This window comes from Singulisphaera acidiphila DSM 18658 (assembly GCF_000242455.2).
Classification (GTDB): domain Bacteria; phylum Planctomycetota; class Planctomycetia; order Isosphaerales; family Isosphaeraceae; genus Singulisphaera; species Singulisphaera acidiphila.
Window position 1 is genome coordinate 461,453 of record NC_019892.1, and the last position, 22,186, is coordinate 483,638.

10 protein-coding genes, 1 pseudogene and 1 CRISPR repeat array (1 of these 12 only partly in view) are annotated in these 22,186 nt (G+C 62.3%); of the genes and pseudogenes, 8 read left to right on the plus strand and 3 right to left on the minus strand.

Features of this window, described 5'->3' with window-relative positions; all coding sequences use genetic code 11:
- The first annotated feature begins 46 nt into the window (after positions 1-46).
- The 5 genes and pseudogenes from SINAC_RS01740 (at position 47) to SINAC_RS01755 (ending at position 5,929) form a co-directional block, all read left to right on the plus strand.
- Positions 47-1,522, plus strand: coding sequence for a sulfotransferase (locus SINAC_RS01740; protein ID WP_015243980.1), 1,476 nt, complete (start codon positions 47-49; stop codon positions 1,520-1,522).
- A gap of 49 nt (positions 1,523-1,571) precedes the next feature.
- Positions 1,572-2,216, plus strand: a pseudogene (locus SINAC_RS41705) (glycosyltransferase family 2 protein); the annotation flags it as partial.
- A 107-nt stretch (positions 2,217-2,323) separates the two neighbouring features.
- Positions 2,324-3,568: an ISAzo13-like element ISSiac3 family transposase gene (locus SINAC_RS01745; RefSeq protein ID WP_044146937.1), complete on the plus strand. Its 1,245-nt coding sequence runs from the start codon at positions 2,324-2,326 to the stop codon at positions 3,566-3,568.
- A gap of 64 nt (positions 3,569-3,632) precedes the next feature.
- Positions 3,633-4,730, plus strand: coding sequence for a glycosyltransferase (locus SINAC_RS01750; RefSeq protein ID WP_015243983.1), 1,098 nt, complete (start codon positions 3,633-3,635; stop codon positions 4,728-4,730).
- Positions 4,727-5,929: a glycosyltransferase gene (locus SINAC_RS01755; protein WP_015243984.1), complete on the plus strand. Its 1,203-nt coding sequence runs from the start codon at positions 4,727-4,729 to the stop codon at positions 5,927-5,929. Before SINAC_RS01750 ends, SINAC_RS01755 begins: the two co-directional genes overlap by 4 nt.
- 127 nt (positions 5,930-6,056) lie before the next feature.
- On the opposite strand, the gene SINAC_RS01760 is transcribed toward SINAC_RS01755, so the two are convergent.
- Together SINAC_RS01760 and SINAC_RS01765 are read right to left on the minus strand one after the other, a co-directional pair.
- On the minus strand, positions 6,057-7,088 hold the full coding sequence (locus tag SINAC_RS01760; RefSeq protein ID WP_015243985.1) for a DUF1559 domain-containing protein: 1,032 nt from the start codon (positions 7,086-7,088) through the stop codon (positions 6,057-6,059).
- 110 nt (positions 7,089-7,198) lie between these two features.
- On the minus strand, positions 7,199-7,666 hold the full coding sequence (locus SINAC_RS01765; RefSeq protein WP_015243986.1) for a hypothetical protein: 468 nt from the start codon (positions 7,664-7,666) through the stop codon (positions 7,199-7,201).
- A gap of 164 nt (positions 7,667-7,830) precedes the next feature.
- Here SINAC_RS01765 and SINAC_RS39575 point away from each other — a divergent pair, with 164 nt between their 5' ends.
- From SINAC_RS39575 to SINAC_RS01775, 3 genes are all read left to right on the plus strand, one after another.
- Positions 7,831-8,088 carry a hypothetical protein gene (locus SINAC_RS39575; protein WP_154673915.1) on the plus strand — a complete coding sequence of 86 codons (258 nt, stop codon included), beginning with the start codon at positions 7,831-7,833 and terminating at the stop codon, positions 8,086-8,088.
- A 114-nt stretch (positions 8,089-8,202) separates the two neighbouring features.
- Complete coding sequence (locus SINAC_RS01770) at positions 8,203-9,159, plus strand: LysR family transcriptional regulator (protein ID WP_015243988.1); 957 nt, start codon at positions 8,203-8,205, stop codon at positions 9,157-9,159.
- 298 nt (positions 9,160-9,457) lie between these two features.
- The gene (locus tag SINAC_RS01775) at positions 9,458-10,840 is read left to right on the plus strand and encodes a carbon-nitrogen hydrolase family protein (RefSeq protein WP_015243989.1); all 1,383 of its coding nucleotides are present in this window, start codon (positions 9,458-9,460) and stop codon (positions 10,838-10,840) included.
- A gap of 284 nt (positions 10,841-11,124) precedes the next feature.
- On the opposite strand, the gene SINAC_RS01780 is transcribed toward SINAC_RS01775, so the two are convergent.
- Positions 11,125-12,486 carry a transposase gene (locus SINAC_RS01780; RefSeq protein WP_015243990.1) on the minus strand — a complete coding sequence of 454 codons (1,362 nt, stop codon included), beginning with the start codon at positions 12,484-12,486 and terminating at the stop codon, positions 11,125-11,127.
- A 184-nt stretch (positions 12,487-12,670) separates the two neighbouring features.
- Positions 12,671-22,186: a CRISPR direct-repeat array (repeat unit 36 nt; unit sequence GTGCTCAACGCCTTGCGGCATCACAGAGGTCGGCAC); it runs 4,037 nt beyond the window's last position.

The window sequence follows — 22,186 nt, forward strand, 5'->3', positions numbered from 1 at the left end:
CTTCTCGGCGTGATGTTCCGACATCTCGATCCGACCAGGAAACGTTATGATCGGTCCCTCCCCTTCAGCGTCATGCCTGGCTTCGGTGATCGTTCCCTGCTTCGACCAACTTGCATTCACCAGGCAGTGCGTCGCATCGTTGGCACGCCATACGCGACCGCCTTGGGAATTGATTGTCGTCGACAACGGTTCGACCGATGGCACAGCCAGCTACCTTGCCGGGATCAGCGACGTTGCTTCGTTCCCCGTGACGATCCTGACCAATGCCGAGAATCGAGGGTTTCCGGCCGGCTGTAATCAGGGGATCGCCGCGGCGCGGGGGGAGTTCGTCGTCCTGCTCAACAATGACGTGGTGGTGACCGATGGTTGGCTCGATCAACTGGTGGCCTTGGCCAGGGTGGATCCGGCCATCGGGATGGTTGGGCCGATGTCGAACTATACGTGCCCTCCACAGGTTGTCTTGGATGCGAAATATGCTGATCTAGATCAAATGGATAGATTTGCCACGACGTGGCGGCAACAGCATCGCGGCCAATGGGTGTTTGCCGAGAAGCTCTCGGGGTTCTGCCTGCTGATTCGACGCCGCGTGCTCGAGGCGATTGGCGGTCTCGACGAGGGGTTCGGTCTGGGCTTCTTCGATGACGACGATCTGGCGATGCGTGCTCGGAGTGCGGGCTTCGAATTGGCTGTGGCGGTCGACCTATTCGTCCACCACCATGGCAGTCGTACCTTCGCCGGCGCCGGGATTGACGCCGAGTCACTGCTTGAGACGAACCGGCTGAGGTTCGAGCAAAAGTGGGGTATCGACAGCTCGTCGGCTCAAGCGGTTTCCCTCGTTTCCTGGGGAAATGAGCGGACTGCTACGATATCGTCTGGGATCCGCCCGGCCATGGACCCGTCGCACCGGACCTGGACCAAGCTCTTTGGCGTCGGCCTGCCCCGCACCGGGACAACCTCCATTGCCATGGCAATGCTCGAGCTCGGACTCAGAACGGCCCATGCCTGCTTCGATGAGGCCCTCTTTGATGTTGGCGACGCCTTCTTCGATACCCCGGTCTATGTCGACTACCCCGAACTCGATCGTCGCTACCCGGGTTCGAAGTTCATTCTGACCTGGCGCGATCCACACGCCTGGTACGCTTCCTTCGCTCGCAACCTGGGGCCTTACCTCTGTCGTCTTCGAACGCAGTCCGACCTCGACCCGGATCAACTCATCGATCGCCGCTGCTATACGCTCGCCTTCGGCGCCGACGAGCTCGGTGAGGACGCATTTCTAAAACGCTATCATGACCATCGACGCTGTGTTGAAGAGTATTTTATGAATCGACCTGGTGACTTGCTTGTGCTTGATCTCGACGCCACCATCGATCTCTGGGAACCGATCTGTCGATTCTTGAGTTTACCCCGGCCGGATCGCCCCTTCCCTCGCATCAATGCCAGCGCCATCGATCGCTGGTTGACTCTCTGGCACCCCTTGAAGCTTGTAAGCAGGACAGAGCGGGTTGAGGCGGAAGTTCTGTGATCGAAGTCAATGGCATGGTTCTTTCGCTGGAGATTACCCGATGTTGACCATGGCACGAGGGCAGGGACACATTTCCGTGATCGTTCCCTGCCTTCGGGGGCGGCGCGCTGCGCGACGATGTCTCGTGCCCTTGCTGCGACATACAGACGCCTCGGCCCATCTCGTACTGGTCACCAACACGAGGGCCGGTACCCTTGCGGCCTACCTGGCGGGGATTCGCGATGCCGAGCCGGCGCGCGTGCAGGTCGTGGTCGTTTCGGGTCTCAAACGCGTTCGAGACGCCTGGCGACGCGGGTTACGCGAGGCACGTCGCGAGTTCGTGGCCTTGCTCGGGCCGTCGACGATCGTAACCGACGGCTGGCTCGATCAATTGACGGCTCTCGCCAACGCCGATCCCTCCATTGGCATGGTTGCGCCGATGAGCAATTCTGCACCTCCTCTGCAATCGGCCGACGGTGCACCGACGGCTGAGAACGTCGATGCGTTCGCCGCCCGATGGCGAGCGGCGCGACTCGGACGTTGGCTGACGACGGAGACACTGGCCGGCCCTTGCCTGTTCCTCAAACGAGGCATCCTCGAAGCGATCTCCGCTGGTCGTGCCCTGAGGTCAGCCGACTTACGAGCCGATCGTCTCTCCACGCGGATCCGCCAGGCCGGGTTCCAGCTTGCGATTGCCAATGACCTTTATGTTCACCGGATTCAGCGTCCCTCGACCTCGGTTCCTTCAACTAAGGGCTTGCGCAAAAACAACCTTTTCAAATCAAGCTTGGCATCTATGTCGGTTTCTGCGATAATAAGAGGATGTACGATCCTCTTGTCATCGCACAGATTCAACGGAAATTCCATCTGCTTTCCCCCGAGATGGACGAGAGACGCCGCCGGCAGTGGGCGGCAGCGGAGGCGAAGGAGTTGGGCTGGGGTGGTGTCTCGCTCGTGGCCCATGCCACCGGACTGTCTCGTCCGACGATCTCGGCTGGGATGCGGGAGCTTGAGCGACCGATTGCGCAACGCACGGTCGAAGGGACTCGGGTGCGTCGGCCGGGCGGTGGTCGGCCGACAGCGGCGAAGTCTGACCCCGGATTGATGGCCGCGTTGGAGTCGTTGCTCGACCCCGTGACGCGAGGTGATCCCGAGTCGCCGTTGCGATGGACCTGTAAGAGCACGCGGCGGCTGGCCGAGGAGCTGTCGCGGCAAAACCACGGCGTGGGACCGCGAACCGTGGCCACATTGCTTCACGAGGCAGGGTACAGCTTGCAGGCGAATCGAAAGACTCGGGAGGGAGTCGCGCATCCCGACCGCAACGCCCAGTTCGAGTACATCAACGCCAGCGTTGGCCGAGCGCTGGCCCGGGGGCAACCGGCGATCTCGGTCGACACCAAGAAGAAGGAGTTGGTGGGCGACTTCAAGAACGGTGGACGGGAATGGCATCCGCAGGGGGAACCCGAGGAGGTCCGAGTCCATGACTTCCTGGATAAGACCCTGGGCAAGGCGATCCCCTACGGCGTGTACGACATGGTCAACGACCAGGGTTGGGTCAGCGTGGGGATTGATCATGACACGGCCCAATTCGCCACCCACAGCATCCGCCGCTGGTGGCAGGAGATGGGCCGTGAACGCTTTCCCCGGGCCACCGAATTGCTGATCACCGCTGATGGCGGTGGGAGCAATGGGCATCGGACGCGCCTCTGGAAGGTGTCGCTTCAGGCCTTGGCCGATGATCTTGGTTTGATGCTCTCGGTGAGCCATTTCCCGCCGGGCACGAGTAAATGGAACAAGATCGAGCACCGGTTGTTCAGCTTCATCACGCAGAATTGGCGAGGAAAGCCGTTGGTCAGCCATCAGGCAATCATTAACTTGATCGCCGCCACAACGACCAAGAGCGGCCTGATCGTGAAGGCGGTACTGGATACGAATCATTACCCCCTCGAGATCAAGGTGAGCGATACGGAACTGGCGGCGCTGTGTCTGGAACGGCACGAGTTTCACGGAGATTGGAACTACACCATCGCGCCGCGTATAAAGAAGTCACGCTTCCAAAAATTGTAAAAGTTATTTTTGCGCAAGCCCTAAGCTTGCGGACTTTCCGCGTTCCTGTCGTGTCAGCCTGACGATGATCGTGCGCAACGAGGAGGCGAACCTGCCTGCCTGTCTCGCCTCCGCCGCCGACCTCTTCGACGAGATCGTCATTGTCGATACCGGATCGACCGACCGGACCGTCGAGATCGCTCGCTCGTTCGGTGCAAGGGTCTTCGACTTTCCCTGGGTCGACGATTTTGCAGCGGCCCGGAACGCCGCCCTCGCCCGGGCGACCGGCGACTACGCCTTCTGGCTCGATGCCGATGATCGGATTGAGCCACCCCATCGCGAGCGACTCCGCGTCCTGTTCGACGGGCTCCGCTCGAAAGATTCCGCCTTTGTCATCCGATGCGCCTGCGACGCCGACCCCTCAGGCGGCGGCGCCACGGTCGTGGATCACGTCCGACTCTTTCCGGTGCGCGAGGATGTTCGCTGGACGTACCGTGTCCACGAACAGATCCTACCTGCGTTGCGCAAGGCCGGGATAACCGTCGATTGGACTGACGCGGTCGTTCGCCACGTCGGCTACAACGATCCCGACCTGCGCCAGAAGAAGTTGCGACGAGATGCCGCCATCCTCGAGCTGGAACTGGCCGAGTGTCCCGACGACCCTTTCGTCCTGTTCAACCTCGGCCAGATCGCGCTCGAATCAGGCGACCCCCTGCCGGCCGTGGGTTATTTCCAGCGTAGCCTGGCGGGGTCGGCCCCCGGCGACTCGATCATCTGCAAGCTACACGCGCTATTGGCCCGCGCCTATCAGCAAGCGGGTGATCTGGATTCGGCCCTGGCTGCGTGCGATGCCGGCCTGGCGGCGATCCCCGATGACGTCGAGCTCCTTTTTCGCAAGGGGGTTGCCCATCGGCTTCGTGGCGAACCGGATCGGGCTGGCCCCTGCTGGCACCGGATCCTGACGTTGCGCCGGCCCGAGCGTTTCGCCAGCGTCGATGAGGGAATCTTCGGCCACGTGACGCGACGAAACCTGGCCATGCTCAGCGAGGAGCAGGGCGATCGTGCCGCGGCCGCCTTGCACTGGTCGGCGGTCCTGGCTGAACGCCCTGACGATGAGGGGGCTCGCCAGGCCCTGGGGCGGCTCGGGCAGCCGATGGTCGGTAGCGGGGAACGGCCCTCGTGAGCTTAAAACGACTTCTGTTTGCCTCGATTCATGGCTACATCGACCCGTCCAGCGGTGCCGCCTGGGCCAGTCGTGACGTCCTCGAACTGATGGCCGCACGCGGGGTGGAGTGCCGCGCGATCTCCGCCGGCCTTTTGTCATATGAACGCGAGATGTCTGTCGAGGAAATCTTGAAGCCGCTCGGTGTTCCTATCCGCAAAGCGGCACCGATGGCGGGAATGTACCCAGCCGACTCCCTTGAATTCGACCTGGGCGGTGTTGGGGTCACCTTGGTGCCCACCGCTTCGAGTCAGGCGGAGCGCTTCGTTGACCCCTCAGAAATGAATGGGTTCCTGGCCCGGACGGCAAGATTGATCGATGAGTTCAGGCCTCAGGTTATGCTTACGTACGGTGGGCATCCCGCCAGCTTCGCGCTGATGAAACTGGCGCGAAGCCGCGATGTGCCAGTGGTCTTTCACTTGCACAACCTGGCCTACCCCAGTCGAAGCACCTTCGACCATGCCACGGCTATTCTCGTTCCCTCGGAATACTGCCGCCGTCATTATTTGCAGCAACTTGCCCTCGAAAGTACGGCGATCCCATCGCCGCTCATCCCTGAGCGAATGGTCGCCCCCGTACGCGATCCCAGGTATGTGACGTTCATCAATCCCCAACTCTCCAAGGGGGCTGCCGTTGTTGCGCGGATCGCCGTTGAACTTCACAACCGTCGCCCTGAGATCCCGCTGCTGATCGTCGAAGGGCGCGGGGCGGCCGATGCATTGAAGGCGGTACGCCTCGATCTGTCCGAACTGAGAAACCTGAATCGACTGCCGAATCTCCCGAACCCGCGGGCGATCTACCGCCTGTCCCGAATGCTTCTCGTGCCCTCGTTGGTTCGCGAGACATTCGGTCGGGTTGCCGCCGAAGGGCTCGCGAATGGGATTCCTGTTCTAGCCAGCGACCGTGGTGCCCTTCCTGAGACCTTGGGCGATGCCGGCTTTGTTTTTACACTGCCCGGTCGATGCACACCCCAGTCGGTCGAGGCACCGACCGCCCACGAAGTGGCGCCGTGGGTGGCGACGATTGAACGGCTTTGGGACGACTCGGCCTGGGAGGTTGCGCACCAGGAGCGAGCGAGTGTGGAATCCCGACGATGGGATCCTGATCTCGTGGCCGATCGTTATCTCTCGTTTTTCAACGCTCATGGGCGACGCGATTGAGGTGATCCCGAGTGATTGATGGATTGGCTCCGCCGGCGGCCCGCCCGTGCGGTTCCAACGTGGCGGTCCGCCTGCTCCACAAACTATGGCTCACTTGCGAGGGATCGCAAGGGCGTGGGCTTCTCACTCAGTAGGCGTCAGCGCTGATGACCTCGCTCCCTTGGGTTGTGCTCAGGGCTCGCCAGGTGGCGAGGTTGATCGAGTTCTTGACGAACTTGACGCTTCCGTCGGCCATGACCGTGTTCACGCCGCCGGGGTGTCGGCTGCGCGCGGCGTTGGTGATGTAGAGGACGGAGGGGGCCGCGATGCACGGTGGGTTGTTCGCGTAGGGGTAGACGCAATAGCCCCCCGACTCCATCTGGTCGGGGAGCGTGCTGTTGGGGGCCAGCCAGGTTTCAAAGGTTGCGCCGCCGTACCACCAGGCGAACCCGCGGAGGTCGTAATTCGCGTTGTACTGGCCCCCCTTCCCCTGCCCTTGGATCACCTCAGAGGCGAGCATCGTGTTACTCAGGCCATCGGTGATGCTGCTCAGTTTGACGTCGGTGTATCCGCCGATCGGAGCGGCCAGGGTGATCGAGACGAGGGTGGCCAACGGGGAGCCGATGTCGCTGAACGGGGCGCCGAGGTAGGGGACGGTCGCGGTTCCGGCTGTGCCGGTCTGATTCTGGAAGACGAAGAGGTTGCCGAAGTTAGCGGCGTAGTTGTGCGACGTGACCGGCCAGGAGGTCTTCCCGCCGATGTTGTAGGTCTGCGTGATCGGCGCGTTGGGTGTGTCGGACGGGCAGGTAAACGTATTGAGGCGAGAGGTCGAGACCGTGATGTTGAAGGCCGAGCCGTAGGTGATGCCCGAGTATGTGTTTGTGTTATTGCCCAGGAAATTCCATGCGTTATAAAGCGCCTGCTGCTCGGCGTAGGGGAGCACGAAGACCATCCAGGTTCCCCAGATGCTCCCTTTGATTCCCGGGGGGAGGACTTCCATCGTCGACTCGTAGTTCATGCAGGCAAGGCCGATCTGCTTCATGTTATTGACGCATTGGGCGCGTCGGGCCGCTTCGCGAGCGGACTGCACGGCGGGGAGCAGAAGCGCGATCAGAACGGCGATGATGGCGATCACGACCAGCAACTCGATCAGCGTGAAGCCTCGACGTCGAAGGTGCATCGTTGCGTCTCCTTTTTTCTTGGGTCGAGAAGAGCGATGAAATGAAATGGGCCGTCGTCGCGATGATGGCGGACGAGGAAAGCCCCCTCCTCCACGGAAATGAAAAAAGCTTACTTCTTGAGATGAAATGCGTATGTGTTCGGGCCGCCCGACTTCACCTCGGCCTTGAGCTCCGTCTCGATGTTATAACGCGTCGGGATCACCCCTCTCAGCGACGCAATGGTTTTCCTGGCGCGAGGCATGGGGGCTGTCGGAGACGACTCCTCGGCGCTTCCTGAAGTCGCCGTGCCCGCTGCGGCGTAGATGGCCACCGTGTATGTCCCGGGAACCGGTCCCTCGGCTCGAGGGATCTCGAAGCGGCCATCGGAAACCATCCCACCGGACGCGACCCCCTCCTGCTGGGTAGCCGGTTGGAGCTGGATCGTCCCTTCCTTGAGCGGTTGACCCTCGAAGGTCACGGTCCCCGAGATCGGCTCCCTGGCCCGCAAATCTTCCACGCCGTTGTCGCAACCCGCAATTAAAAATGAAGTCATGACGATCATTCCGGACAGGCTGCGAATCTGCCGAAAGGTTCTCATTCACCACTCCTCATTCAAAGAGCTTTGCCTTGCCTGGTTGTGATTTGGGGACTCCCCGGGGAGCGTCGTGCTCTTTTGTCGCGCAGTCGTGCACGACGTCGCAGTCTGCAGGATTAGGGTGTGCTCAAAACCGCAATGATCGCGTCGTTCACTTGAGGCTTAGCGTGCGTCAAATCCGTGGCGAAAGCGTTTCCGCCTGGTTCTCGGCCGATGCCTTGGCGTGTGAGCCGACGTCGCAAAAACACCGGCTGAGAGGCGAAACTATGATTTCGGAATTCGTCGCGGAACCCAATGTCAACACTGGTGATATGGTGATATCGGTTTCAACTGAGTCCGAGCAGCGTGAAGGCTCGGCCGCGAAAAAAAATGAAGGATTGATTGAAAGACTTCGCTATCGCCGGAGAGTTTTTGATTCCATTTGAGGAATTCTTCAGGATCAATCGGATAATATCTCTCCACGGCCACGAAGGCCATAGGATATTGATGTGCAATTTGCTGATACGAGGTATCAAAGATCCTGACACGAGGTTCTTCCAATGCCCTCCCCCACCGCGCAGCGGCATGCCTACAAGGAAATCTCGCTTCCGCAGATTCGCTGCTTCTGCGACGCGATCCGGCTGGGAAGTTTCAAGGCGGCCGCCAAATCCCTGGGGCTGTCGCACCCGACGGTCTTGAGCCAGGTTCATGCGCTGGAGCACCACCTGGGTGTGAAGCTGGTCGAAACCCATGCACGCGGGTGCCGCCCGACGGCTGATGGCCGTCTGCTTGCGGTGATGGTCGCCCCGCTCGTGGCGGGATTCCACTCGCTCGAGCATACGTTTCAGGAGGTCCGTGGCAAGGAAGTCCAGCGCCTGATCGTGGCCACCACGCCGCGAATCCTGGTCGACGACCTGCCGATGTGTGTCGTCGAGTTCTCGAAGAACTGGCCCAACGTCCAGATCCACTTCGAGGAGATGCGGATGGAGGAGATCCCCGAGGCCGTCGAAACCGGAAAGGCCGACCTTGGCCTGACCACCACCAGCAGCCCGACCCCCGGCAATGCCTGGATCGCCTTCGAGCCGGCTTATGAGCTGGAGGTGGTCCTGATCACGCCCAAGGATCATCCGCTCGCCCGCCGCCGGAGGGTGAGTGCCCGCGACCTCGCCGAGTTCCCTCTGGTCAACGCCCCTCCGGGAATCCTCGACCCCTCCGTCAGCATCGCGTTGAAGATGCTCAACGCTTTCCAGGCCGAGCCCCGCCGGGTCGAAGTGGCCAATGCGGCCGCCATCCTCCGCTACGTGGAAATGGGGTTCGGGGTCGGCCTCACGTTGCGCGTTCCTTCGCACCTCGCTGATCCCAAGTTCCATGAGCGCTCGCTCAGTCGCGAGCTCGGGCGAGTCAAGGTCCACCTCGTCTGGAGGAACGGGTCGCTCATGATGCCCCACGCCCGTGCGTTTGCCGACCTCGTGAAAGACCTCCTCAACAGGAAGACTTCGCAGCCCAAGACCGCCTGAGCGGCGGGGTGCCATGAGTATGGACTCAATCCAAAAAAAAACGAGCCCGGCCGTAATCCCTTCAAAAAGGTTAACGGACTCGCCGAAGACGCCACCCAGAGGCGCTCTGGATGATTGAAAGTCGAAGGCCGATCGGGGATGATTTCGAACGCGGCGGCTCGATCGAGACGCTTGCCCGCCTCTGAGGCTGCGATTCGCAAAGCCCTTGTCTGGTTCACCTACCTCAACGGCAAGCCGTTCTTTTCTTCCCGTCTGCCGGATCGAATTCCACCGGCCAGGCTCCTGGGAGTCAGCAGTGATGACATCCTTCTCGAACCGTCTCCCTTGGCTGGTGCTTGTCCTGGTGGGAGCAGGACTCGCTGTCCCCTCCGCCAATGGGGCCGACGAGCCGGCCGTTGCGGCGGTCCCCAGCGGTTGGAGCAGCCAGGCGCCGCGAGCGGAGATCCAGCCTCGGTTCACCTACCTGCCCGAAGGGGGCCCGAATCATCGCGGCAGCTTCGTCATTGAGGCCGCCGCTCGCGAAGGCTTGATCGGGTGGTGGCAGAAGACGTTCCCGGTCCAGGGGGGCCGCGCCTACAAGTTCTCTGCAAAGCGCAAGGCCGACCGCATCGAGACCCCGCGTCAAGCGGCCGTCCCTCGGCTCACCTGGCAGGACGCTCGGGGCCGCTCCGTGCTTCGCGATAAGCCGACCGTCGCCTCGTATCGCCCGGGCGGTCGCCCGGTCGCCGAGCCCGAGTTCCCCGCCGACCAAGGGGCCCCCGACGCCCACGGCTGGACCACTGTCAGCGCTGTGTACCACGTCCCGGCGGACGCTGCGCAGGCCCTGGTCGAACTGTCCTATCAGTGGGCACCAGGGGGGCGAGTCGAGTGGTCGGAGGTCGCGCTCGAAGAGACGTCGACTCCTTCACCGCGTCTGGTCCGCCTGGCGACGGTCCACCTCAAGCCGGAGAAGGGATCGACGAATCAGGAAAAGTGCGAGCAGTTCGCCGCGCCGATCGCCGAGGCTGCCCGCCAGAAGGCCGACCTGGTCGTGCTTCCCGAGACCTTGACCTACTTCGGCCGAGCTGGTTCCTCCTATGCTGACTGCGCCGAGCCGATCCCAGGTCCGTCCACCGAGTACTTCGGCCGGCTCGCCAAGCAGCACGACCTCTACATCGTGGCCGGCCTGCTCGAACGGGACAAGCCGCTCGTCTACAACGTAGCCGTCTTGATCGGCCCCGACGGCGCGATCGTCGGCAAGTACCGCAAGGTCACGCTGCCTCGGGGCGAGGTCACCGGCGGGATCACGCCGGGCCATGAGTACCCGGTCTTCACGACCCGGTTCGGCCGGGTCGGCATGATGATCTGCTATGACGGCTTCTTCCCCGAAGTCGCCCGCGCCCTGAGCAACCGAGGCGCGGAGGTCATCGCCTGGCCGGTCTGGGGCTGCAACCCCCTCCTCGCCGCCGCCCGCGCCTGCGAGAACCACGTTTATCTGGTCAGCAGCACCTTCACCGACCCGAAAGACAACTGGACCATCTCCGCCATCTACGGCCACGACGGCCGCCCCCTGGCCCGCGCCTCGGAATGGGGAACCATCGCCCTCACCGAAGTCGACCTCGACGAGCCCTTATATTGGCACAGCCTGGGCGACTTCAAGGCTCAACTCCCCCGCCATCGCGCCCCAACCCCCGAGGAGTAGCCCGCCTTCATTGCGCCTCGCTGTGGCCGGTCAGTTTTTCCAACAGCTTTTCCAGGTCGGGGAGATCGAAGGGCCTGACCAGGTGCCCGTCGCACCCCGCTGCTTTCGACTGGCGTTGGTGTGCTCAACGCCTTGCGGCATCACAGAGGTCAGCACCAGGACTGACGTGACGCTTTTGTCTCCAATCGAAAAGTGCTCAACGCCTTGCGGCATCACAGAGGTCAGCACTGTGACAACCGGGACCTACACTCGTGGGATGCCACGCAACGTCGATTACTGATGCCTCATCCTGCTGCACTCATGTGCTTGTTTAGCAAGGCTTTCTGTTCCTGAGTCAGGGTGTGGAGCCCAGGCGGTTTCGGCGGCTTATGCGGTTTGCGACGAGGCCACTTGCGTGTGGCTTTCGGGCTCTTCTGCTTCCGGCACCCGGTGCGGCAGCCCGCGAGTCGCTCGTGGTAACACTTGACCTTGGGTTTCACGGCCGCGTCGATCTCCTTGCGGATCTCGATCAGGACTTTGCGGGGGCTGATCACGGGGCCATCGGTCGCCGTCGCCGTCCGAAGCGCCAGGTCGGCATGCGCCAGGAGGATCTGCGTAGCCAGCAGTGACAACTCGGCCTCGCGATGCACCAAGGCCACCGTGCGGCCGGCGAGTTTCACTTTATTGATTACACGCTTGTATGTACGAAATAGTCCTTCATTACGCCATCTCCAGCGGTAGAATTTGGCGGCCGTCGCCGCCGATAGCCGGGCTGGGTCGAGGACGTCGGTCAGGAGCCAGACGTCGCGTTTGACCGCCCCCTTACCCTTGCCCTTGGCCGGGATCCGGATCAAGCGGCATTGGATCGGCGCTTTCCCTCTCTTCTGGACATAGTTCGGCCAGTACAAGACAGGGCCTTCGGTCCAATCCTCCAGGTTCGCCACTTCGAGGGTGTAGAGGTCGACCCGCGACGACATCCGGAACAGGAACGATCGCTTGACACCGAGGATCGCCCGGACCAGATCGAAGCCCATATAAGCGGCGTCGCAGACGATCAGGGCCTCAGGCGAGAGAGTGGCGAGCAAGTGCCTCAGATGCTCTTGCTCGGCCGCGGTGCCCGGGCCGAGTCGCCACGACCAAAGCAGTCCCGTGGGCAAGTGGACGAACGCCGTCAGCCAGACGTTGGGGGCCGCGTCGTTCTTGCCGGCCTGCCCGAGTCCTCGTTCCAACTCGGGGGTGCGGGGACACTCGATCCGCGAACCGTCGCAGCCCATCGGCTCGAAGCCGTCGACAATCCGCCGCGACCCCAGTCGGGCGTGGATCTGTTGCCGAACCCCCGCGGCCAACGCCCTGAGTTGTCGCATGGGGCCGCGTCGCATCGCCTTCTGGAAGCCGACGAAGGTCTTTCCCGGGCGTCTTCGCGACTCATGGCAGGCGACGTAGTATCCCCGGGCCTTCTCGAACCTCTCGGACTCGGAGTCGCCGGTGGCCCAGGTCATGGCGAGCATGACCACGACCAGCGGCTGGAGATCCCACCGCGGCGCCGAACGCCTTTGAGGAACAACCCCTCGGGCTTGCTTCCAGACCGTCGGGGTGAGAAACTGTCGGACATAGCCGATCAACGACTGCGGTTGCTGCAAGCCTTGCAGCGTCCGAGCTGCCTTCATCGCCGTTCTTCCTCAATCCAGGTGAGTGCCGGTTGCTAGCCGCACCCATCATGACGAAGAACGGCGATTTTTTGCCCCCTCTCTCCCGAACGAACCGCAGCCACGGGGCGGTAGTAATTCTCTGGTCCCGTGAGAGTTACATCCGTTGTTGACGACGCCGAGTTACTGACGTTGGATGCCACGCGTGCTCAACGCCTTGCGGCATCACAGAGGTCAGCACGGGAATTGTTCGCGCCCAGGCAAATCTCGGGTTGCAGTGCTCAACGCCTTGCGGCATCACAGAGGTCGGCACATCGACCGGTAGATCCGGTGGCCATCTAGGTTGAGCGGTGCTCAACGCCTTGCGGCATCACAGAGGTCGGCACCCAACGAGGAATCATGAGCGTGGACGGCGTGAAGAGGTGCTCAACGCCTTGCGGCATCACAGAGGTCGGCACGAGTCCCGCGAGATCGGAATGCCGCGCGGGGATCGGGTGCTCAACGCCTTGCGGCATCACAGAGGTCGGCACGGAAGCCCCCTCCGACACCGGGCTCCTCTCAAAAAGGTGCTCAACGCCTTGCGACATCACATTGGTCGGAGCTTGATATGAGAATGCGTTGTGTTTTTTTTAGTGGTGTGCTCAACGCCTTGCGGCATCACAGAGGTCGGCACGTTCCACTCCGGCGAGGGGTCGAGCAAGGCTTCAAGTGCTCAACGCCTTGCGGCATCACAGAGGTCGGCACCCGAAGTTATCCGCGGTGGGCGGGGCCGGGCGGAAGCGTGCTCAACGCCTTGCGGCATCACAGAGGTCGGCACATTCGATACGCTGAATCTCCTGCCTCGCCTCACTTGTGCTCAACGCCTTGCGGCATCACAGAGGTCGGCACTCGAGCTGCTTACGGGCGAGCTGCCCCTCTGGGGAAGGTGCTCAACGCCTTGCGGCATCACAGAGGTCGGCACGCCTTGGGGTCGACGGGCTTGACAAGGAACCGCTCGGACATGTGCTCAACGCCTTGCGGCATCACAGAGGTCGGCACCGGCAGCGACGGGAGCGTTTGGTCGAGATGGGATCGAGTGCTCAACGCCTTGCGGCATCACAGAGGTCGGCACCGGATTGCCCCCCCACCCGATGGATCGGGTGGGGGGGGCTCAACGCCTTGCGGCATCACAGAGGTCGGCACTTATCACCATCGCCTGGCTTCAGGGTCGCATGCAGTGCTCAACGCCTTGCGGCATCACAGAGGTCGGCACGAGAAGGAACGCGCGCTCGAGCTTCGCGACACGATGTGCTCAACGCCTTGCGGCATCACAGAGGTCGGCACTCGTGTCGGAGACACTCCTAGTTCAGCCGCCAGAAGTGCTCAACGCCTTGCGGCATCACAGAGGTCGGCACAAATAGTACGAGTTTGAGGAGGAAGCACGATATCTGGTGCTCAACGCCTTGCGGCATCACAGAGGTCGGCACCTTCTATAACTTCGTCAACAAAGACGCCCAGAGCTAGTGCTCAACGCCTTGCGGCATCACAGAGGTCGGCACAAGACGTGACTTGGCATAGACTCCGTCATACCTTCGGAAGCGTGCTCAACGCCTTGCGGCATCACAGAGGTCGGCACCTCCATAGTGGCGGCGGGTTTGGCGAGCAGCACAGCGTGCTCAACGCCTTGCGGCATCACAGAGGTCGGCACGATCCTCGCCAGAGGACTCGATCGAGAATTGAAGGTGCTCAACGTCTTGCGGCATCACAGAGGTCGGCACATCACGATACTCGACCTTGGCATTGGCGCAGTCGACATGTGCTCAACGCCTTGCAGCATCACAGAGGTCGGCACCCTGTGCGTGCGCGTCACGTGTACGTGCGTGCGTAGTGCTCAACGCCTTGCGGCATCACAGAGGTCGGCACTCTGCGAAGCGGTGTAATAATCGAAGCCATGTTCGTGCTCAACGCCTTGCGGCATCACAGAGGCCGGCACCTTCAATGGCGAAGTCCTCGCCCAGGTCGATGGCCGTGCTCAACGCCTTGCGGCATCACAGAGGTCGGCACAGCCTACCGGCCTCTGACTCGGTTCGAGGATCTGAAGGTGCTCAACGCCTTGCGGCATCACAGAGGTCGGCACGCTGAGCTGCGAGAGCGCCAGGATTGGCATGTTGGTGCTCAACGCCTTGCGGCATCACAGAGGTCGGCACACCTCCAGCGAACGAGCGAGCAGGTATGCCTGATCGTGCTCAACGCCTTGCGGCATCACAGAGGTCGGCACACAACCTGATATGCGAGCAGGCTGTGCTTGCCCATGTGTGCTCAACGCCTTGCGGCATCACAGAGGTCGGCACGGACGACGCGCGGTCCCTCGCGATCAGGTTTGCCGTGTGCTCAACGCCTTGCGGCATCACAGAGGTCGGCACTTGAACTCTTTGTTGATAGACTTGTCGGCTTTCAGTGCTCAACGCCTTGCGGCATCACAGAGGTCGGCACCGGCAACGCTGGGATAGAGTTGGGTCTGGTAACGCCAGTGCTCAACGCCTTGCGGCATCACAGAGGTCGGCACGCAGCGTGACGGTGCCGATCGCTACTTTCTGCTCGCTGTGCTCAACGCCTTGCGGCATCACAGAGGTCGGCACCATATCCTCGATTGGGCGGCCGATCTCGGCTATCCCGAGTGCTCAACGCCTTGCGGCATCACAGAGGTCGGCACAAGCGAGGTTGCGTAGGGGTTCTTCACTGGGATATGTGCTCAACGCCTTGCGGCATCACAGAGGTCGGCACAGAAACGACTGTTTTGACTACGGCGACTTGGCCGTGTGCTCAACGCCTTGCGGCATCACAGAGGTCGGCACGAGTTGAGCACCGGGTCAGCCCGGATCATGCTGACGTGCTCAACGCCTTGCGGCATCACAGAGGTCGGCACAAAAGGGTCGTGATCCGTGGGGCCGGCGGCGTCTGTGCTCAACGCCTTGCGGCATCACAGAGGTCGGCACCCAGTGGCTCGTGTCGGCGGAGTATGGAGGTAGGAAGTGCTCAACGCCTTGCGGCATCACAGAGGTCGGCACAGCGATGGAGAGCGACCAATACACTGCGTCTGAGGAGGTGCTCAACGCCTTGCGGCATCACAGAGGTCGGCACAAATCGGAGACGGAAAGCAGGTTCCGCGACGGGAGGTGCTCAACGCCTTGCGGCATCACAGAGGTCGGCACATCCAAGCGATGCCGGTTTGCCGCTTGGAGAGATGTGCTCAACGCCTTGCGGCATCACAGAGGTCGGCACCCCACAGGTGTCACCGCGCAGGCCGATGGGCAGGATGTGCTCAACGCCTTGCGGCATCACAGAGGTCGGCACAGTACGCGACCGAGGCGAGAGACGGCTACACGGTGTGCTCAACGCCTTGCGGCATCACAGAGGTCGGCACTTAGTCGCCATCGGTTTCTAAGTTTCAGCTTACGCTGTGCTCAACGCCTTGCGGCATCACAGAGGTCGGCACCTACGACGGCTGAATCCGAAATCTATGGTCGGGCTGTGCTCAACGCCTTGCGGCATCACAGAGGTCGGCACCTCGGCCTTGAGCCGTTCGATCATCGCGGCGAGCTGTGCTCAACGCCTTGCGGCATCACAGAGGTCGGCACGTCGTCGAGGTCGACCAGGCTGGCCGAATTGCGGAGGTGCTCAACGCCTTGCGGCATCACAGAGGTCGGCACCCTGGCTCACCAGGGCCAGGGCGAGTAGGAGGACGTGGTGCTCAACGCCTTGCGGCATCACAGAGGTCGGCACAGGCGTTTCCCGGTCCGTCCAGGACGCCACGGATGGGTGCTCAACGCCTTGCGGCATCACAGAGGTCGGCACTCACCCGATCAGGTGTTCAGACCCGGCCCGGGACTGTGCTCAACGCCTTGCGGCATCACAGAGGTCGGCACCCGCGGCCAACTCGCTCTTGGCGTCCCGGTAGAATGCCGCGTGCTCAACGCCTTGCGGCATCACAGAGGTCGGCACGCCGCAACCGCAATCGTGGTTCGAGCTCGGCGCCGCGTGCTCAACGCCTTGCGGCATCACAGAGGTCGGCACAGGCGGCCTCTCCCCCTCTCTCTGGCTCGCCGTTGCGTGCTCAACGCCTTGCGGCATCACAGAGGTCGGCACTCCGGACCTGGAAGATATCACCAAGCCTGGATGCGTGTGCTCAACGCCTTGCGGCATCACAGAGGTCGGCACAGCCTGGTGATCGTCACCGGCCCGGGGCAGACGGTGTGCTCAACGCCTTGCGGCATCACAGAGGTCGGCACGAGGTCCCCGTGACGGCCGAATCCACGTTTGCCGGGTGCTCAACGCCTTGCGGCATCACAGAGGTCGGCACATTTTGCCGAGCCGGATGACAATCCCGCCGAAGCCCTGTGCTCAACGCCTTGCGGCATCACAGAGGTCGGCACGGCGGTGAATGCTCGATTCCGATCCCGTGCCCGACCTGTGCTCAACGCCTTGCGGCATCACAGAGGTCGGCACGCATCGTCCGACCAGATTGTTGCCGCGACTTGACCTGTGCTCAACGCCTTGCGGCATCACAGAGGTCGGCACACACCGCAATCACCCAGATCACGACCGGCGCATCGAACCTGTGCTCAACGCCTTGCGGCATCACAGAGGTCGGCACGGGGTTTCTACGCGCGGCTCACCGGCTCGGCGAACCGTGCTCAACGCCTTGCGGCATCACAGAGGTCGGCACACCTCCACCAGACCGTCGCGATCCGAACCGAGATGTGCTCAACGCCTTGCGGCATCACAGAGGTCGGCACAGCGGGCGGGCTCCGCTTGGATTTCCCGGGCGATGTGCTCAACGCCTTGCGGCATCACAGAGGTCGGCACCCCGAGGAAGTTGGGCCGACGGCCGCCGACGGCTTGTGCTCAACGCCTTGCGGCATCACAGAGGTCGGCACGTTTTTGCGTTCAACTCGTTCTCTTGTTCGTTCGTGTGCTCAACGCCTTGCGGCATCACAGAGGTCGGCACCTTCGCCAGCTTGTCTTTCGCCTGCTCTGTGATCCGGTGCTCAACGCCTTGCGGCATCACAGAGGTCGGCACTTCGGCTTCGGAACGACTATCACGATCTTGCCGAGTGCTCAACGCCTTGCGGCATCACAGAGGTCGGCACAAACGCCATCCGTGATGGGATAAAGCGCAACGACGTGCTCAACGCCTTGCGGCATCACAGAGGTCGGCACCGGCACCGGCCGGGTCGGGCCCGTCGTTGTCGTCGTGTGCTCAACGCCTTGCGGCATCACAGAGGTCGGCACCCAAGCCGCGCGGATCTACCGCAAGGCGATGGAGGCTGTGCTCAACGCCTTGCGGCATCACAGAGATCGGCACACCGCCGTCATTGATCGTCCAAAATTTAGGCGACAAGTGCTCAACGCCTTGCGGCATCACAGAGGTCGGCACATGCGCGGGTACAAACCGGGCAAGGCATCGGGTGGAGGTGCTCAACGCCTTGCGGCATCACAGAGGTCGGCACCGGTCGGACCTGGCTTATCCACCTCCTGGCCGATCGAGTGCTCAACGCCTTGCGGCATCACAGAGGTCGGCACGGCCAACTCCGGGCCGGCTCGAGGAGATCGCTTGCGTGCTCAACGCCTTGCGGCATCACAGAGGTCGGCACATCACCGATGAGGGTGTTTGGCCAGCCACCGGCCAGGTGCTCAACGCCTTGCGGCATCACAGAGGTCGGCACCCTGTAGTGCCGCAGTCCCCGCAAGGGCTGGAGTAACTGTGCTCAACGCCTTGCGGCATCACAGAGGTCGGCACCGGACGAAGCTACCCACAGGGGAAGCCATGTCTTCGTGCTCAACGCCTTGCGGCATCACAGAGGTCGGCACCCTTCAGGGTGCCGTCCTGGTACATGCGGAAGAGTTGTGCTCAACGCCTTGCGGCATCACAGAGGTCGGCACACGTCACCGGAAGGCCGGGCAATCTGGCGTGAATTGTGCTCAACGCCTTGCGGCATCACAGAGGTCGGCACTCGGAAAACTCTCCTTCGAGCGCCTGAGCGGCTGAGTGCTCAACGCCTTGCGGCATCACAGAGGTCGGCACATCATGAACGGTAATTGGCTCGTAAATAAGAACGTTGTGCTCAACGCCTTGCGGCATCACAGAGGTCGGCACACGAGCTGCCTGGGGGCATTCGAGACCGACGAGAGGTCGTGCTCAACGCCTTGCGGCATCACAGAGGTCGGCACTGTCCTTTCGCAGACATCTTGCGAGCGTAAGTCAAGGGTGCTCAACGCCTTGCGGCATCACAGAGGTCGGCACCCACGGATCCACCCAGCAACCTCGCTCATGCGCACCCGTGCTCAACGCCTTGCGGCATCACAGAGGTCGGCACCCGATCCCCGACGAGACGGTGTAAGCCGACGCGTGTGCTCAACGCCTTGCGGCATCACAGAGGTCGGCACACGGCCCCAACCAGGCATGGCAAATCTTGGGGCAGCATGTGCTCAACGCCTTGCGGCATCACAGAGGTCGGCACCCAGCTCCCGAAGTCTACCGCGATGGGATGGGCTAGTGCTCAACGCCTTGCGGCATCACAGAGGTCGGCACGAGTGCTTGCGTAGCCATAACCAGGGCTGTGGGCAGGTGCTCAACGCCTTGCGGCATCACAGAGGTCGGCACCCCGACATTCCGGAGCCATCCGGCCCGTTTTATTCGAAGTGCTCAACGCCTTGCGGCATCACAGAGGTCGGCACCCTGACGGCCCAATCTCGGCCGCCCAGGGTCAGGCAACGTGCTCAACGCCTTGCGGCATCACAGAGGTCGGCACGTCGATCCTCGCGTCACGAGGCGTCGACCAGCGAATGTGCTCAACGCCTTGCGGCATCACAGAGGTCGGCACGCGAGGCGACGCACCGCTGCAGGTCCGCCTTTGACAGTGCTCAACGCCTTGCGGCATCACAGAGGTCGGCACCTCTACGACGGCAACGCGCCCGCGACGGCGAACACCGAGTGCTCAACGCCTTGCGGCATCACAGAGGTCGGCACACGGATCCGGACTTGGTCCTTGAGCAGCTTACGAAGGTGCTCAACGCCTTGCGGCATCACAGAGGTCGGCACCCGGAGAACGCGTGTGTGGTCGGACCGGAATCGGGTGCTCAACGCCTTGCGGCATCACAGAGGTCGGCACGAGAGTGAGGATCGGGAACGCGAGCAACACCAGGCGTGCTCAACGCCTTGCGGCATCACAGAGGTCGGCACGATAATCATCGCGCTGGTCGTTTCGGCGGTCGCCGGTGCTCAACGCCTTGCGGCATCACAGAGGTCGGCACGCGATCGCCTCGAAGATTTGGCGGTGGCGGGCCGCAAGTTGTGCTCAACGCCTTGCGGCATCACAGAGGTCGGCACCCAACGACTCTCGCGGTCAGCCAACTCGGCGTTGGTCGTGTGCTCAACGCCTTGCGGCATCACAGAGGTCGGCACAGAGACAGCGCTTTGGCTTCCTGAACCGCTTCGGAATGTGCTCAACGCCTTGCGGCATCACAGAGGTCGGCACGGTATCGTCGCGGGCCTCGATATCCTTGTTCGTAGGTGCTCAACGCCTTGCGGCATCACAGAGGTCGGCACGACTCCGTTGCGGAGTTCGTCCCTAGGCGACCTGGTGCTCAACGCCTTGCGGCATCACAGAGGTCGGCACCCAGAACGCCATCACTAGATCATTCCAGTTGCCGAAGATGTGCTCAACGCCTTGCGGCATCACAGAGGTCGGCACCAACCCATGTTTGCAGAAACACGCGACCTTCTTCGAGTGCTCAACGCCTTGCGGCATCACAGAGGTCGGCACATCATCTTCGGCGACTCGGCCGGCACGATCATCGCGGGTGCTCAACGCCTTGCGGCATCACAGAGGTCGGCACAAGAACAGTTCGGCGGCTGAGGCTGTGTCGTAGCGTGCTCAACGCCTTGCGGCATCACAGAGGTCGGCACAGGACTTGATCGGCGGCGGAAGCGCGTCCACACCCGGTGCTCAACGCCTTGCGGCATCACAGAGGTCGGCACTTCAACCATTGTTCCCCCAGCCACGAACACGACCGCGTGCTCAACGCCTTGCGGCATCACAGAGGTCGGCACTTTGGAGAAATCCAGTGAGCAATGGAAGGCAGAATTGTGCTCAACGCCTTGCGGCATCACAGAGGTCGGCACCACCAGCAACGAGAAGTGGTAGACGTCCAAGTCGTGTGCTCAACGCCTTGCGGCATCACAGAGGTCGGCACTCCACGGCCGCGAGACCGAATGTCCTTTCGCAGAGTGCTCAACGCCTTGCGGCATCACAGAGGTCGGCACCGCACTGCACCGCCACACTTCGACGACGCGATCATGGTGCTCAACGCCTTGCGGCATCACAGAGGTCGGCACATGGTGGGGAGAGGGACGCCCGTGGCGACCGTGAGTGCTCAACGCCTTGCGGCATCACAGAGGTCGGCACCACCCGCCTCATCGCCGGGTTGTGGTACCCGGCGATCGTGCTCAACGCCTTGCGGCATCACAGAGGTCGGCACAATTGGTTCATCTGCCTTCACGCCCTCATTCCGACGTGCTCAACGCCTTGCGGCATCACAGAGGTCGGCACCATCTCGCCGTCCTCCCACCCGGTTTCGACCGACGTGCTCAACGCCTTGCGGCATCACAGAGGTCGGCACGTGTCCACGGGGATGCTACCAGGAAGGGTATCACGCGTGCTCAACGCCTTGCGGCATCACAGAGGTCGGCACGCCGTGGCGCAACGCGGGTCTCCTTCAGCGGGGCGTGCTCAACGCCTTGCGGCATCACAGAGGTCGGCACGGTGACCCCCAAACGGATCAGCGGTGCGAAGTTCGGGTGCTCAACGCCTTGCGGCATCACAGAGGTCGGCACAATACGTGCCGACGATCCCGATGAAGGCCCGCCCGGTGTGCTCAACGCCTTGCGGCATCACAGAGGTCGGCACCCTGGACCGGTCGAGGAGTTTCTCTTGGACGAGGTGTGCTCAACGCCTTGCGGCATCACAGAGGTCGGCACAGGTAGTTGCCGTTCCGGTCTGCCCTCATGCTCGCGTGCTCAACGCCTTGCGGCATCACAGAGGTCGGCACTCCGCTTACCGGTGTCCAGATGACCGGAGCCCAGTTGTGCTCAACGCCTTGCGGCATCACAGAGGTCGGCACTCAATTCCTCTGGCTTCACTCCGAGGCCCTTCGCGATGTGCTCAACGCCTTGCGGCATCACAGAGGTCGGCACGCTCAGGACGGGAGACACCGAAGCCACATCTTCACTGTGCTCAACGCCTTGCGGCATCACAGAGGTCGGCACGAAGTTGCTTGAGCGCACCCTGCCGATCACCGGCCCCGTGTGCTCAACGCCTTGCGGCATCACAGAGGTCGGCACGCCGTGCGATCTTGCTGTCCCTGCTGGACACGGCGTGTGCTCAACGCCTTGCGGCATCACAGAGGTCGGCACGGTGCTTGCCTTCATGCTCTATGGACTCCACCAAGATGTGCTCAACGCCTTGCGGCATCACAGAGGTCGGCACTCCGATCATATTCACCGGCCACTCGGTGCCGGCCATGTGCTCAACGCCTTGCGGCATCACAGAGGTCGGCACCCGGCCCGCGAGTGTCGCGCGGACCTCGTCATCCGTGTGCTCAACGCCTTGCGGCATCACAGAGGTCGGCACGCGCTCCGGCACAAGATCGGGCTCGTGATCCTCGACTAGTGCTCAACGCC

Excerpts from the sequence above, each read along its gene's own strand:
- SINAC_RS01780 (WP_015243990.1), bottom strand. The coding sequence starts at position 12,486 with ATGAAGGCAGCTCGGACGCTGCAAGGCTTGCAGCAACCGCAGTCGTTG.
- SINAC_RS01750 (WP_015243983.1), top strand. The coding sequence starts at position 3,633 with ATGATCGTGCGCAACGAGGAGGCGAACCTGCCTGCCTGTCTCGCCTCC.
- SINAC_RS01740 (WP_015243980.1), top strand. The coding sequence starts at position 47 with ATGATCGGTCCCTCCCCTTCAGCGTCATGCCTGGCTTCGGTGATCGTT.
- SINAC_RS01760 (WP_015243985.1), bottom strand. The coding sequence starts at position 7,088 with ATGCACCTTCGACGTCGAGGCTTCACGCTGATCGAGTTGCTGGTCGTG.
- SINAC_RS01775 (WP_015243989.1), top strand. The coding sequence starts at position 9,458 with ATGACATCCTTCTCGAACCGTCTCCCTTGGCTGGTGCTTGTCCTGGTG.
- SINAC_RS01745 (WP_044146937.1), top strand. The coding sequence starts at position 2,324 with ATGTACGATCCTCTTGTCATCGCACAGATTCAACGGAAATTCCATCTG.
- SINAC_RS01765 (WP_015243986.1), bottom strand. The coding sequence starts at position 7,666 with ATGAGAACCTTTCGGCAGATTCGCAGCCTGTCCGGAATGATCGTCATG.
- SINAC_RS01770 (WP_015243988.1), top strand. The coding sequence starts at position 8,203 with ATGCCCTCCCCCACCGCGCAGCGGCATGCCTACAAGGAAATCTCGCTT.